The organism is Streptomyces sp. NPDC055632 (assembly GCF_053618675.1).
Genome location: NZ_JBSHHY010000008.1, coordinates 173,717 through 188,497 on the forward strand (window position 1 = coordinate 173,717; position 14,781 = coordinate 188,497).

7 protein-coding genes are annotated in these 14,781 nt (G+C 69.9%); 5 read left to right on the forward strand and 2 right to left on the reverse strand.

Annotated elements, in window-relative coordinates:
• Positions 1–104 precede the first annotated feature (104 nt).
• The 5 genes from ACWGSR_RS14135 (at position 105) to ACWGSR_RS14155 (ending at position 12,323) form a co-directional block, all read left to right on the forward strand.
• Positions 105–4,862: a DEAD/DEAH box helicase gene (locus ACWGSR_RS14135; protein ID WP_453566429.1), complete on the forward strand. Its 4,758-nt coding sequence runs from the start codon at positions 105–107 to the stop codon at positions 4,860–4,862.
• A complete protein-coding gene (locus ACWGSR_RS14140) occupies positions 4,859–6,769 on the forward strand; it encodes a UvrD-helicase domain-containing protein (protein ID WP_376231404.1) in 1,911 nt (636 codons plus the stop codon). The genes ACWGSR_RS14135 and ACWGSR_RS14140 overlap by 4 nt, the downstream gene beginning before the upstream one ends.
• Positions 6,766–10,020: a helicase-related protein gene (locus tag ACWGSR_RS14145; RefSeq protein WP_453566432.1), complete on the forward strand. Its 3,255-nt coding sequence runs from the start codon at positions 6,766–6,768 to the stop codon at positions 10,018–10,020. Before ACWGSR_RS14140 ends, ACWGSR_RS14145 begins: the two co-directional genes overlap by 4 nt.
• Positions 10,017–11,876, forward strand: a complete 1,860-nt coding sequence (gene drmB, locus ACWGSR_RS14150) for a DrmB family protein (protein ID WP_453566434.1) — start codon at positions 10,017–10,019, stop codon at positions 11,874–11,876. Before ACWGSR_RS14145 ends, drmB begins: the two co-directional genes overlap by 4 nt.
• A 144-nt stretch (positions 11,877–12,020) precedes the next feature.
• A complete protein-coding gene (locus ACWGSR_RS14155) occupies positions 12,021–12,323 on the forward strand; it encodes a hypothetical protein (RefSeq protein WP_030210142.1) in 303 nt (100 codons plus the stop codon).
• 180 nt (positions 12,324–12,503) lie between these two features.
• Here ACWGSR_RS14155 and ACWGSR_RS14160 read toward each other — a convergent pair whose 3' ends face one another.
• Together ACWGSR_RS14160 and ACWGSR_RS14165 are read right to left on the reverse strand one after the other, a co-directional pair.
• Positions 12,504–13,772, reverse strand: a complete 1,269-nt coding sequence (locus ACWGSR_RS14160) for a DUF445 domain-containing protein (RefSeq protein ID WP_453566437.1) — start codon at positions 13,770–13,772, stop codon at positions 12,504–12,506.
• Between the two features lie 11 nt (positions 13,773–13,783).
• Positions 13,784–14,773 carry an ABC transporter ATP-binding protein gene (locus tag ACWGSR_RS14165; RefSeq protein WP_376231395.1) on the reverse strand — a complete coding sequence of 330 codons (990 nt, stop codon included), beginning with the start codon at positions 14,771–14,773 and terminating at the stop codon, positions 13,784–13,786.
• Between the last annotated feature and the right edge of the window lie 8 nt (positions 14,774–14,781).

Consider the following 14,781-nt stretch of genomic DNA (forward strand, 5'->3'; position numbering starts at 1 on the left):
TGGGCCGGCTGTGCGGTACACCCCGGACCGATGGGGTGTACCGCACAGCCGGCCCACCACGACCCCGCCTTCTCGCCCGCCGCTTCCTCAGGAGACGCCGACAAATGCCGTCCGCCACCTCTTCCGTGGTTCGTACAGTACTCGAGCAGTCGACTCGTGTGCTGCAAACCTACGAGGTCGACCCCGGCCTCATTCCGGAACACGCCAACAGCGAACGACGCATTACCCAGGGCGGATATGGTGACCGTCAGCTCTTCGAACTCGTGCAGAACGCGGCGGACGAAATAGCCACCAATCCCGGTGGAACCGTTCATGTCGTCCTCACGTCCACGAACCTGTACTGCGCGAACGAAGGTTCCCCCGTTTCCCCCGAAGGGGCGGAAACAATTCTCCGAATGAGCATGTCACGCAAGCGAGGAGGTCAGATCGGTCGTTTCGGCGTGGGCGTCAAATCGGTTCTGGTCGTCACCGACACTCCTCAATTCTTCAGCAGCACCGGTTCCTTCGGGTTCGATCGCGAATGGGCGTACGAGCGCATTCGTACAGTGCCCGGTGTCGCGGAACATCTGGGAAGCAGTTTCGAGGCTCCGGTGCTTCGGATGGCTCGCCCCCTCGACATGGCCGCCGAACGCGCCCAGGATCCCGTCCTCGACGAGCTGCTCGGCTGGGCCACCACCGTCGTACGCCTGCCGTTGCTCGCCGGCGCCGCCGACAAGTTGGCCCAGGACATGCACGGCGGACGGACGAGTGCCGGCTCCTTCCGCGAGGAGTTCCCGGTCGGCTTCCAGCTCCTCTCGCCCCACGTGGCGAAGGTCGTCCTCGAGGACCGTCGGCCGCGCCCCGTAGCCCGTCGAGTGCTCACCACCGAGCTGCAGGGCGATCTGCACACGTTGGTCGAGGAACGAACGGGAAGGCCCACCGCCACCAGCCACTGGCGGGTCTTCTCCGTCACCCACGAGCCCGGACCGGCCGCCCGCGCCGACGCCGGTGAACTGCACGACCGCCTCGCCCTCGACCTCGCCTGGGCCGTACCGGCGCTGGAGAAGGACAGGACGAGCGGGCTGTACGTCTCCCCGAAGTCACGCGGACGAGGCCGCTTCTGGTCCTTCTTCCCGACGAAGTACGAGATGTCCCTGAGCGGCATTCTCAACGGGGCCTGGAAGACCAACGAGGACCGGCAGAACCTGCTCGACTCGTCGGCGTTCAACGAAGAGATGATCAAGGTTTCGGCTTCCCTGGTGGTGGATTCGCTCGCCCGGCTGGCCCCGACCGAGGACCCCGCCGCCTACCTCCCTCTGCTGCCCGGCCGCGTGAAGGAGTCCATCAGTTGGGCGGACGAGTTCCTGACCCAGGAGATCTGGGCGCGGGCCGCCGTACGGCCGTCGCTGCCCGACCAGGACGGCACCCTTCGCGTACCGACCGCGCTGCGTGTCCACCCGCGCCTCGACAAGGACCCGAAGCGCCTCACGGGCTGGTTGCGGATGTGGCACGAATGCCCCGGCCGCCCGGCGGACTGGCTGCACCCCAATGCCGAGACCGATCAACTGCGGTCCGGAAAGGTGGAGCACATCCTCGACGCCGCCGGACACCGGCGGACCGATGTCCGGGAGTGGTTGGAGGCACTCGTCCAGTGCGGCACCGCCGAGGCTTCGGCGGTGGCGATCCGCATCCTCGCGGACATGGTCGGGATCGGTTCTCCCCATGCCGAGGAAGCCCGGAAGGCACGAATCGTGCTCAGCGAGGAACACGGCCTCGTCGCCCCCGTGCACGGGCGGGTCTTCCGTCGTGCCGAAGTGGGCGGCTTGCGCGAGACCCTGGTGTACGTGGTCGACGAGATCGCCCAGGACTCCTCGCTGGTCCACGCTCTCGGTGTCCTCGGCATTCGGGAGGCGGACGCCGAGGGCCGGTTCATCAGCGTCCTCGACCAGGGTTTCGACGGATACGGGGACACCGAGTGGAAGCGCTTCTGGGAGCTGTTCCGGCAGGCCGGAGGCCGCAGCTTGACCCATAAGCTGCTGGAGCGCGTCCCGAATGCGCGCGAGGCGCTGTGCGTGCGAACCGCGGACGGGAGATTCCGCCCGGTGCGCGACTGCATGCTGCCCGGTGTGGTCGTCGACCCGCAGCGCGACCCGAGCATCGCCGTGGACAAGAAGTTCCACTCCGACGACCTCGCCTTCTTTCCCGAGATCGGCCTGCGGGAACGTCCTTCAGCGGCGGTGCGACCGGAGGGAGAGGCCTGGTTCGAGGAATATCGGGAGGCGGTCCACTCGGCCTACCTGCGCACTCTGGACGACCGCGCCCCTCGCCCCGGCCTTGCCCGGATGAAGGTGGAGGGCTCCGCCGTCGGCGGTCCCCTGCACCTGTTCCGCTCGCTGTCGGAGGAGTCCCGTGCCGCCTTCCTGAAGGTGCTGCCCGACGACGCCGTCGTGGACAACTGGACCCGTCAGATCGGTACGCAGACGAGCACGCGCCAGGCCGTCGCCTCGCCCATCCGCTGGTTGCTCAGGAAGTACGGAACCGTCGCCACTTCCCAAGGGGTCAAGCCCCTTCGGGAAGCCGTCGGACCCCAGTTGGCCGCCTACCGCGACGTGTTGCCGGTGGCCGACATCTCCCCGGAGAAGGCCCGCAAGCTTCGTCTGCCGACCACGGTCGACGAGGTCCCGGCCGATCGCTGGCAGAACCTTCTCGTCGAGGTGTCCCGCAGTGAGGACGACTCCTTCGTCGGCACCACCTACGTGATGCTGACCCGGTTCGGCGCGGAGTTCCCCGAGGACACGTTGACCCGATGCCGGATCGGCGACACCTGGGGCGCCCGCCCGGACGACGAGATCACCGTCGCGGTCGGTGCCGCCGAGTACCGGGCGCTGCGTGCAGAACAGCTCCCCGCGCTGCTCGTGACGAGGCCGGAGGACGCCGAACTGATGGTCGAGAAGTGGGGCATGCTCCGCTATGCCGACGTCATCAGCCGGGAGACCCGCGAGGTCCCGGACGGCGACCCGGTGCCCCTCGTCGAGTTGTATCCCGGCCTTCGTCAGCGGTTGAACAACACCAACCGGAACAGCCTGGTGCAGCGATGCGTCGAACTGGAGGAGGTGACCCGTACCCCCAACGGCACGAAGCCCCGTGCTCTGGACGCGGTGCGCCAGGGCGGCACGGTGAAGGTCCACGTTCCGCTCGATCCGGAACCGATGCTGCGGCTGATCGACCGCGAGCTGGAGCTCGGACTCGGGGCGGCCGGTTGCAGGGCCGCCCTGGAGCACCAGGAGCGCATGGCCCGGGACAGCGAGACGAGGGCCGCGATCAAGGCCGTACGCGACGCGGAGGACGTGGTCACGAAGATCGAGCTGCTGATCGGCGCGGAGGCCCTGCGATCCGGGCTGCCCGAGGGGTTGATGGACGCCGAACTCCAGGAGACCGGCGGCGTGGAGCCGACCGGGCACCGGATCGCGCAGATGGCCTTCAACGCACACGGTGACGGAGTGCTTCAGCAGCACGCCCGGGACATCCAGGCCAGGTTCCCGAACGCTCCGGTCGGCTACGCAGGCTCGTCCGCCGCCATCGCCTTCGTCTCCGACCTGAGGCTGCCGGTGGCGTTCGCGGGTTCCCGGACCCCGTCGCCGCCCGCCTTCGAGACGGTGGACGGCCCCCGGGACTTCCCCCGCCTCCACGACTACCAGGAGGACCTGGTCCGGAACATCAGTGTCCTCCTCGACCGGCTGGCCCCGCAGCGGGCCATGCTGTCGCTGCCCACGGGCGCCGGCAAGACCCGGGTCACCGCGGAGGCCGTGATCCGCTGGGTGAAGCAGGTGGGTGACCTGCAGGGGCCGCTGCTGTGGATCGCGCAGACCGAGGAGCTGTGCGAGCAGGCCGTGCAGAGCTGGAAGTTCGTCTGGAGCAAGGTGGGCGCGGAGCGCCCCCTCACGATCAGCCGGCTCTGGAGCACCAACGAGGTGGGGAACGTCGTCGACCACCCGCACCTCGTCGTGGCCACGGACGCCAAGCTGGAACGCTGCCTGGGCACCGAGGCGTACGACTGGCTGCGCCGTGCCTCCCTGGTGATCGTGGACGAGGCCCACACCGCCGTCTCCAAGCGCTACACGGAGATCCTGGGACACCTGGGTCTGACGCAGTTCGAGACCAAGAGGCACCTGCTGGGTCTGACGGCCACCCCGTTCCGGAACACCAACGAGGAGGAGACCCGTCGGTTGGTCAACCGCTTCGGCAACAAGCGCCTCGACGAGGGTGTCTTCCCCTCCGGGGACCCGTACCGGGACCTGCAGGAGTGGGGAATGCTCGCGCAGGTCGAACACCGCACGCTGGAGGGCGGCCGGATCGAGCTGACCCGGGAGGAGAAGGCACAGGCCGACAGAATGGCAACGCTCGCGAGGGCCGCCGAGCAGCGGCTCGCCGACGACCACGCACGCAGTCGCCGCATCGTCGACGAGGTGGTCGGTCTGCCGAAGGACTGGCCGACCCTCCTCTTCGCCACCTCCGTCGACCACGCCAAGTACCTGGCGGCCATGCTGAACGACCGGGGTGTGCCCTCCGCGGCCGTGGACTCGACGACGAATGCCCAGGACCGGCGTCGGCGCATCGAGGACTTCCGGTCGGGCCGCATCCGGGTCCTCACCAACTACGGCGTCCTCACCCAGGGGTTCGACGCGCCCGCGACCCGTGTCGTGGTGGTGGCCCGTCCGGTCTACAGCACCAACGTCTACCAGCAGATGATCGGCCGCGGACTGCGCGGTCCGAGGAACGGCGGCAAGGACACCTGCCTGATCCTCAACGTCAGCGACAACATCGCGAACTTCGACACCCGGCTCGCGTTCACCCAGTTCGAGCACCTCTGGAGCCCCAAGTGACCGACCCCTACCTCGACAGTCCCCCGCTCACCGACGAGCAACGGGCTGTGGTCGAACAGCCCTGGGGGGCGCGAGTCCTGGTCACCGCGGGCGCCGGAGCGGGCAAGACGCACACCTTGGTGCGCCGGCTCGACGCCCTGTGCGGACACGAGGATCCTGAGGAGGCCCTGGAGGCCGCCGAAATCCTGGTGCTCACCTTCTCCCGGGCCGCGGCGCGCGAGCTGCGCGAGCGAATCGCCCGACACGGCGACCGGGCCCGCCGTGTCCGGGCACAGACCTTCGACGCGTGGGCGTACGGGGTGCTCCTGCAGGCGTACCCGGACGGCGAATGGGGTGCGACCGGCTTCGACGAGCGGATCACGGCCGCGGCGCAGGCCGTCGAGAAGGGAGCCCTGGAGGCGGGGGACTCCGTTCCGCCGGCCCATGTCGTGATCGACGAGGTGCAGGACCTGTTGGGCGCACGGCGCGAACTGGTGGAGACGCTTCTCGACCGGTACCAGGACAGCTGCGGCTTCACCGTCGTCGGTGATGCCGCCCAGACCGTCTACGGCTTCCAGATCGAGGACGTGGCCGAACGCTCCGACGAGACCGGCCGCTTCTTCGACTGGCTGCGTTCCTCGTACGCGGACGACCTGGTGGAACTACACCTCACGCGGAACTTCCGGGCCGCCACTCCCGAGGCCCGGGTGGCACTGCCGTACGGTACTGAGCTGCAGCGAATCGCCGACGCGGACCGGGCGGCGACGCTGTACGAGGAGCTGCGCGATCTCCTCCTGGAGCCGATGAACGGATTGGGCGACCTCACCGATCCGCTCGTCCTGGACGGCTTGCGGGACCTCTCCGACACCTGCGCGATCCTCACGCGGGACAACCGTCAGGCCTTGGTGGTCTCCGGTCTCCTCCACGAACACGGGATCGCGCACCGACTGCGGCGCCCTCTCGAAGAACGGCCGGTCCCGTACTGGGTGGCAGAACTGCTGCGCCGCACCGGGGCGAGCGGTCTCACCGAGGAACGGTTCCGCGCACTGCTCGCGGAGATCCCCCTGCCGTACGAGCCGAACGCGACCGTCCTGTGGACGGTGCTGCGCCGCGCCGCACGCGGGGCCGGACGCAACGTTCTGGACCTGGAGCGGCTGCGCCGCTCGGTCGCCGAGGGTGGGTTCCCCGACGAGGCGGCCGATCCGGAGACGTCCCGGCTCGTCGTCTCGACCGTGCACCGCTCCAAGGGGCTCGAGTTCGATCGAGTGATCGTCCTGGCGCCACCGAGCGTCTCCGAGCTCCGCAGGCAGTACAAGAAGAAGGAGGAGCTGGACCTGCCCGCCGAGGCCCGAGCACTCTACGTGGCGATGACACGCACCCGTCAGGATCTCTACTACGTGCCCTGCCCCGAGCTGCCGATCCTGCGACGGGCCGGCAGCAGGAGGAGCGGCCGCAGGTACGTGGGGGGATGGCGGTCGTACGACAGGTACGGAATCGTCTCCGAGGCGGGCGACATCGGCCGGGAGCACCCGCCCGGCCACGAGAGCGACGCCGTGACGACCCAGGCGTACCTTCTGGAACGGGTCGCTCAGGGGCACGAGGTGATGCTGCGCAAGCGCCACGACCTGCCGATGGGGGAGGTTCAGAGCCCGCCGTACGCCCTCGTGCACGACGGGCGGGAGATCGGTGAGGCCTCGGAGCACTTCCGCGAGGAACTCTTCCGGGTGCAGAAGGTCAATCCGGCCTGGGACCCCTGGTGGCCCGACGAGATCCGCGGCCTGAGGATCGACACCCTGGAGACCGTGACGGGCAGCACCGCTGCCGGCGCCAACGCCGGCCTCGGGGAGCGGGGCGTGTGGATCGCGCCCCGGATCACCGGCATCGGTCGGTACCGACGGGCCGACGACAACGAGGAGACGAGCGCATGACACACGTGGAAGGCCGGCACTCCGAGCACTACCGGGTCCGGGACGAGGAGATCCTGGTGGGGCTGCGCCGCGAACTCCTCGGTCCTTCTCCCGACGCCGCACCGGACGACCGGGACGAGGTGCTCACCCAGGACGCTCCGATCGACCGCTACCTCGCGGGCATCCTCTACCCGAGGCCCGCGAACGCGGCCGCGCAGGAGCGCAGAAACGAGGACGAGCAGGAGCAGGAGGGCTTGGACCGGGCTGCGGTGGGTTCCCGTGACACCGGCGAGGAGGCGGCTGCGGCGGACGAGACCGGTGCGGGATCCCGTCGACCCTCGTCGATGGGGCTCACCTTCGCGGTGGACCCGGCCATGGGCGACACGATCGTGATCCGGGCCCGGGCCGCCGTCTACGAAGCGACCGACGCGGACGGCAACCCCGTCCCGGCCCGGCGCGCCGAGGCCCGCACCACCTCCGACCAGCAGGAGCGGTGGCGGCGCAAGGTGCTCGAACTGCGGGAGGCCCCGGTCGACGTGACCGTGCCCGCCCCCAACAAGGTCGAAAAGCTCGGCCACGACGTGGAACTGCGCGTCAACGTCCGACGCCCGGACCCGGTGACCGGCACCGTCACGGTCACCGTCACCCTGGTCAACGCCCGGCGGGTCGGCGAGCACGACCTCCAGGACGCCGCCTCGCTCTTCCAGTGCGGGATCGCCGTTCGCGCGGTCAACGGCTCCAGCGCCTTCGTCGAACGTTCGGCCCCGACCGCTGCCCACGACCCCGAGGTCGCTGTCGGCCGACTGCTCCACCGCCATGCCCCGACCTTCGCCGTCGGCCACGGCTGCGCCGCGGAATGGGACTGGACGCCGCCGCCGATCGGCATGACCGAATCCGTACCGGCTGCGGTGACCGAGGTGCGCAGCGAGTTCGTGCCCACCGTGGAGGTATTGCTCACCGACTCCAATCCGGAGATCGACAGCTCCGCCCTGTCCATGTCGGGCCTCGCCGAGGGGTCGGACACCGAAGTCCTGGACGCTCTGGGGGCACTGGTCGCGGGCTACGCGCACTGGATCGACCGGAAGGAGGCGGAAGCCACGGCTTTGATCGACACGGTGCACGAGAAGCCGGCCCGCGAGCAGGTCGAAGCCTGTCGCGAAGCCCTCGGAAGGATCCGCGAGGGCATCGGGCTCCTCGGCGACAGGCCCGACCTGATGCGGGCGTTCCGACTCGCGAACCGGGCCATGGCCGATCAGCGTGCCCGCAGTGCCTGGGTCAAGGACGGACGGGTCGGCGCCCCGGATCCGAAGGCCGGCCGCTGGCGTCCCTTCCAGATCGCGTTCCTGCTGCTCTGCCTGGCCGGTATCGACGACCCCCGGCACGACGACCGCGACATCGTTGACCTGCTCTGGTTCCCGACCGGTGGTGGCAAGACCGAGGCCTATCTCGGTCTGATCGCGTTCACCTCGTTCCTGCGCCGCATCCGGCGCGGCGCCGAGGGCGGCGGTGTCACCGTGCTCATGCGGTACACGCTGCGGCTTCTCACGCTCCAGCAGTTCGAACGTGCCGCGATCCTGCTCTGCGCCATGGAGCTGATGCGACGCGACCTGCCTGCGGAGCTGGGTACCGAGGAGTTCTCCATCGGCATGTGGGTCGGCCGGTCGGCCACCCCGAACACCCTTCAGGAGGCCGAGGAGAGGCTCGCGGAGCTCCACAGGGATCTGGACAGGCGCCTGGCCACCATGAACCCCGCACAGCTGCACGCCTGCCCGTGGTGCGGCACGCGTCTGGACGCCCGCGACTACGAGGTCGACCAAGACGAGAAGCGGATGCACGTCCGCTGCCCCGGTGAGAGCTGCGAATTCACCGGTGGTCTGCCGGTCCACCTGATCGACGAGGCCGTCTACGACGCCCGCCCGACCCTGGTGATCGCCACCGTCGACAAGTTCGCCTCGATGCCGTGGCGACCGGCCACCTCGGCCCTTTTCAATCTGAACGATCCGAACGACCCCACACCACCCCCCGAGCTGATCGTCCAGGACGAGCTCCACCTCATCTCGGGCCCGCTGGGAACGCTCACCGGCCTCTACGAGACCGCTGTGGACGCACTCGCCGACCACCCCAAGGTGATCGCCTCCACGGCAACCATCCGTCGCGCCGCCCATCAGGGAAACAACCTGTTCGCCCGTGGCGTGCGCCAGTTCCCGCCGGCCGGGCTGGACTCCCGCGACTCGTGGTTCGCGGTGGAGACACCGCGGGAGGAGAAGGCGAGCAGACGCTACGTCGGGCTGTTCGCTCCCGGAACCAGCCAGTCCACGCTCCTCATCCGCACCTACGCCACCCTGATGCACCGTGCCAAGCAGGCCCGGACGAAGGACGAGGTGCGTGACGCGTACTGGAGCCTCGTGGGCTACTTCAACAGTCTCCGGCTGTTGTCGGCCGCCGAACTCCAGGTGCACGACGACGTCGTGGCCTACCTGGAACTGCTCGCCGAGCGGGAGGGAGTGGAAGTCCGGACCGCCGCGAACTACTCGGAGCTGACGAGCCGGGTCGATGCCAGCGAGATTCCCGCCCGCCTCAAGGGCATCGAGAAGAAGCTCCCCGACGAGGGCGCCGTGGACGTCCTCCTCGCCACCAACATGATCGCGGTCGGCGTCGACGTGGACCGACTCGGTCTGATGGCCGTGATGGGGCAGCCCCAGACCACCGCCGAGTACATCCAGGCCACCAGCCGCGTCGGTCGTGCCCACCCCGGCCTGGTCGCCGTCATGCTCAACGCGACCCGCTCCCGAGACCGCTCGCACTACGAGAACTTCCTGCACTTCCACTCCGCCCTGTACCGCGAGGTGGAGTCCACGTCCGTCACCCCCTTCTCCTCCCGCGCCCGCGAGCGCGGCCTGCACGCCGTAATCGTCGCCCTCGCCCGCATCCGGATTACCGAAGCCCGCGCCAACGAAGCAGCCGGACGGGTCGAGTCCTACGAGTCCCGGCTCCGCAAGGAGATCAAGGACGTTCTCGTCAACCGCGTGTGCAAGGTCACCCCGGAGGAGACCGAGGCCGTCTCCCGCGCCTTCGACGAGTTCGTCGACTGGTGGTGCGAGGAGGCGGACATCCACAGCGGTCTCCTGTTCGAACCGAAGAAGGGTGACCGCAGGCCGTCGCTCCTGAAGCCGTACGGCGACGAGTCCGAGAACGACGAAGCATGGGGCACCCTGTGGAGCCTGCGCGACGTCGACGCCGAGTCCGCCCTGTTCATGGAGGCATCCCGATGACCCCGCCCCCCGCGCGACGCCGCCGCACCGAAACGGGCGGTCGTGCGCCTGCCCACAATCTGCCCCGGCGGGGCGCGGTACGCCGCTCCCAGGCAATCACCACATACGGTGTCGGTTCGCTGATCGCCGTCGACCACGAGTCCTTCGTCGTCTCCGGCCTCGACGGAGCCGACACCCACTGGAGACTCGACGAATCGCCCAGGATTCACGAACGTCGGCTCGCCCGCCTTCTGGGCGTCCAGTACTTCCGGCTGCCTCCCGCCTCCGACGAGACCAGCAAGGACGGGGTCCGGGTCCGTCGCTTCCCCGTCATGCACTCCTGCCCCGAATGCGACGAACTGCGTCGGCACCGCGACTTCAACCCACCCCCCGGCAAGAGCGTCTGCGGCACCTGCGAGGTCGATCTGGTCCCCTCCCGCTTCGTGATCGCCTGCGAAGCGGGACATCTCGACGAGTTTCCCTACTGGCACTGGGTCCACCGGGCGGCCGGTGCCGGAACGACCACCGCGGGCCAATGCGGGGGGACTCTCAAGCTGCGTTCCTCCGGGCGCAGTTCGTCCCTCCGTTCCATCGTCGTCTCGTGCACCTGCGGGGTGCCGGAGGTCTCGATGGAGGGCTCCTTCCGCAAGAAGGCCCTGAAGGACCTCGGGCTCCGCTGCCGCGGCACCCGCCCGTGGCTGGGTACGTCCGTCCCCGCCGACTCCTGCGGATTCGCCCCCCGTACTCTCCAGCGCGGTTCCTCCGCGGTGTGGCAGCCGGTGCTGAAGTCGGCGCTCTCCATCCCGCCGTGGAGCGACGGGCGTGCGGACCCGCTTGCCGAGTACTGGGATCGGCTTCGCGAACTGAACGGGCGCGAGCAGATCGAGATGTGCCTCGAGTTCGTCTTCAAGGGCGAATGCCCGGTGTCCGTCGACGAGATCATGGCGCTCCTGGAAGCCGAACACGAGGAGGACCCCGAGGGGGAGGAGGCCCCGAGCTTCGACCACCGGTACCGCGCCCTGCGCCACAAGGAGTACGAGCGCCTCCGTGCCGGCAACGACGAACGCGCCCGTTCCCGCGACGAGCAGTTCGTCTGCGAGTCCCCGCTCGGAGACCCGGCGGAGCTGCGTCCGCTGGGAATCACCGGCCCCATGCTGGTGAAGAAGCTCCGGGAGGTCCGTGCCCTCAAGGCGTTCACCCGGCTCGCAGAGCCCGACATGTCGACCGAGGGCAGGGAAGCCGCGCTCTCCACGTCGGGACTGCCCTGGTTGCCCGCCATGGAGGTCCGCGGCGAGGGCGTCTTCCTCCGCCTCGACGACGCACGACTCGACGAGTGGTCGCACTCGGCCACCGTGGTGGCACGTGCCGAACGAATGCGCACCGCGCACGAGAGGCTCATAAGGCAGCGTGCCGCCGATCCGACCCTGGTGCCGCCGTCCCCGGCTTCCCCTCGCATGGTGCTGCTCCACACCCTGGCCCATGTCCTCATCAACGAATGGAGCCTCGACGCCGGGTATCCCGCCGCCGCACTGCGCGAGCGTCTGTACGCCGACACCGACATGGCGGGAATCCTCGTCTACACGGCGACGAGCGACTCCGCGGGAAGTCTCGGTGGCCTCGTGGCCCAGGGCGAGCCGGACAGCCTCGCCCGCACGGTTCGCGCCGCCGTGCGGCGTGCGGAATGGTGCTCCTCCGACCCGCTCTGCGTCGAGTCAGAGACCTCCGGCACCGGTGGTACCAACCTCGCCGCCTGCCATGCCTGCGTGATGCTCCCGGAGACGAGCTGCGAGCACAACAACATCCTCCTCGACCGTGCGCTGCTCGTGGGCACACCGGAGGATCCGGAGATCGGTTTCTTCGCACACCTGCTGTCCTGACGTGCGGCGACGGGCGGGTGCGCGTCGGGGCCCGGCATCCGTCCACGGCATCGGCCTGCAAGAGGTCCGGGGGGCGACCTCGTCTCTGCGGGGCCCTGGTTAGGCTCGTGCGGAGAGACGTCGATTCGAACAAGAGGTGGCCTCATGCCCCGCATCCCCTCCCCCCTCACCGCCGCCGCCGGACTCGTCGGCGGGTACGCCGTCGCCCGGTGGACCAAGAAGCGGCCGCTCGGTGGGGCCGTGCTCGCCGTGGCCGGTGGGGTGGCCGCCCGGGAGTGGCAGCGGGTGGGCGGGGCGAAGGCCTCCGTGGGGCTGACGTCCGCCTACGTCGCCGCGTTCGCCGGGTCGCACCCGCTCGCGAAGAAGATCGGGGCCTGGCCCGCCGTCTTCTCCGTCGCCGGGGCCGTCGCCGCCGCCTCCTGGGCCGTCACCCGCGACAAGGGCTGAAGAAGCCGCCCGCGACGAGGACTGAAGCCGTCCGCCCTGGCCGTCACCCGCGACAAGGACTGAGCCCGAGGAGACAGGGCCCGAGGAGGCAGGACCCGAGGAGACAGGGCCCGAGGGAACGGGGCCCGAGGCCCCGGTCCACCGGGACCCGAGCCCCGCACCGGTAGGCCCCCGCAGGGGCTAGCCCCCCAGCCCGTGGCTCACCGTATAGATCAGCAGCCCCGCAAGCGCCCCCACCACCGTCCCGTTGATGCGGATGAACTGCAGGTCGCGGCCGATGTTCGCCTCGATCTTCTTCGAGGTCTGGGTGGCGTCCCAGCCCGCGACCGTGTCCGTGATCAGGGACGTGATCTCGTCGCGGTAGGTGGTGACGAGGTACGCCGCCGCGTCCTCCGCCCAGCCGTCGACCTTCGCCTGGAGGCGGGTGTCCGAGGAGAGGCGCCGGCCCAGGGAGATCAGGGAGGCGCGGGCGCGCAGGCGGAGCTGGCTGTGGTCGTCCTCCGCCGCCGCGATGATCAGGGAGCGGACCGACGACCACGCCGAGGCGATGATGTCCTGGACCTCCGGGCGGGCCAGCAGGTCCGACTTCAGGCGCTCGACGCGGACCCGGGTGTCCGTGTCCGACTGGAGCTCGACCGCGAAGTCCGCCAGGAAGCGGTCGATCGCCCCGCGCGCCGGGTGCCCCGGCATGTCCCGCATCTCCGTGACGAAGCGGAGCAGCTCCTTGTAGACGCGCTCGCCGATCCGCTTGTCCACGAAGCGCGGCGTCCAGCCCGGCGCCCCGCCCTGGACCGCGTCCATCACCGAGTCCCCGTGGGTGACCAGCCAGTCGTGGGCCCGGGTGCAGATCAGGTCCACCGCCCGGCGGTGCGCCCCGTCGTCGACCACCTTCTCCAGCGTCTTGCCCAGGGGCGGCGCGATCTCCACCGCCTCCGCCCGCCGGGTGATCGCCTCCCCCACCACCGCCTGCACGTCCGCGTCCCGCAGGACCGTCAGCGCGCCCCGCAGGGCCGTGGACAGCTCCGCGACCACCCGGTCGGCGTGCGTCGGTTCCGCCAGCCAGGCGCCCAGGCGGCGGCCGATGCCCAGGGCGGTCAGCCTGCCCCGTACGACGTCGGCGGAGAGGAAGTTCTCGCCGACGAAGGCGCCGAGGGACGTGCCCAGCTGGTCCTTCTTCTTCGGGATGATCGCCGTGTGCGGGATCGGCAGGCCCAGCGGGTGCCGGAAGAGGGCCGTCACCGCGAACCAGTCCGCGAGCGCGCCCACCATCCCCGCCTCCGCCGCCGCCGCGACGTACCCCGCCCAGGCTCCCGCCCCGGAGTTCCGCGCCCACGTCGCCAGCGCGTAGATCACCGCCACGAGGAGCAGCAGGGACGTCGCCAGCGCCTTCATGCGCCGGACGCCCCTGCTCTTCTCCTCGTCCGCGGCCGTGTACGAGAAACTCACCATGCGTCGACCTCCTACCTCAGGGACTCCCGGCGCTCCTCCCGAGTTCCCCCGTACATCTTCGCGATCACCGCCTCGATGTCCGGTTCCCGCACCGACAGGTCGACGAGCGGATGCGCGGCGGCCACCGCGGCGACCAGCGGGGCCGCCGATTCCGCCGCCGGGAAGGCGAGCCACTGCCGGGGGCCCTCCGCCCGTACGAAGCGGGCCCCGGGCACCTCGATCGGGGGCAGCTCGCGCTCCAGGTCCACCACCAGGAGCCGTTCGCTCTCCCCCACCTCGTGCAGGCCGGACAGTTCGCCGTCGTACATCAGGCGTCCGTGGTCGATGACCATCACCCGGGAGCAGAGCTGCTCGATGTCGGTCAGGTCGTGGGTGGTCAGGAGGACCGTCGTGCCCCGCTCCTCGTTCAGGTCCCTCAGGAACTCCCGCACCTTCGCCTTCGACACCACGTCCAGGCCGATCGTCGGCTCGTCCAGGTACAGCACCTCCGGGTCGTGCAGCAGCGCCGCCGCGATGTCGCCGCGCATCCGCTGCCCGAGCGAGAGCTGCCGCACCGGCACGTCGAGGAGTTCCCCCAGGTCCAGGAGGTCCACGCAGCGGTCCAGGTTCTCGCGGTAGCGGGCGTCCGGAATGCGGTACATGCGGTGCATCAGCGTGTACGAGTCCCTCAGCGGCAGGTCCCACCAGAGCGTGGTCCGCTGCCCGAAGACCACCCCTATCCGCCGGGCGAGGCGGGTGCGCTCGCGGGACGGGTCGATGCCCGCGACCCGCAGCCGGCCGCCGCTGGGGGTGAGGATGCCGGTCAGCATCTTGATGGTGGTGGACTTCCCGGCCCCGTTGGGGCCGATGTAGCCGACCATCTCGCCGCGCTCCACCCCGAACGAGATCCCGTCGACCGCCCGGACCTCCCGCTTCTCGCGGCGGACCAGGCCCGCCCTGCGGCGGACCGTGAAGGTCTTCTCCAGCCCGTCCAGATGGATGAAGGGTTCGGTGGACGACATCCCGGAGT

Bases quoted from the DNA above. Each gene is read 5' to 3' on its own strand.
- ACWGSR_RS14155 (WP_030210142.1), top strand. From the start codon at position 12,021: ATGCCCCGCATCCCCTCCCCCCTCACCGCCGCCGCCGGACTCGTCGGC.
- ACWGSR_RS14135 (WP_453566429.1), top strand. From the start codon at position 105: ATGCCGTCCGCCACCTCTTCCGTGGTTCGTACAGTACTCGAGCAGTCG.
- drmB (WP_453566434.1), top strand. From the start codon at position 10,017: ATGACCCCGCCCCCCGCGCGACGCCGCCGCACCGAAACGGGCGGTCGT.
- ACWGSR_RS14145 (WP_453566432.1), top strand. From the start codon at position 6,766: ATGACACACGTGGAAGGCCGGCACTCCGAGCACTACCGGGTCCGGGAC.
- ACWGSR_RS14165 (WP_376231395.1), bottom strand. From the start codon at position 14,773: ATGTCGTCCACCGAACCCTTCATCCATCTGGACGGGCTGGAGAAGACC.
- ACWGSR_RS14160 (WP_453566437.1), bottom strand. From the start codon at position 13,772: ATGGTGAGTTTCTCGTACACGGCCGCGGACGAGGAGAAGAGCAGGGGC.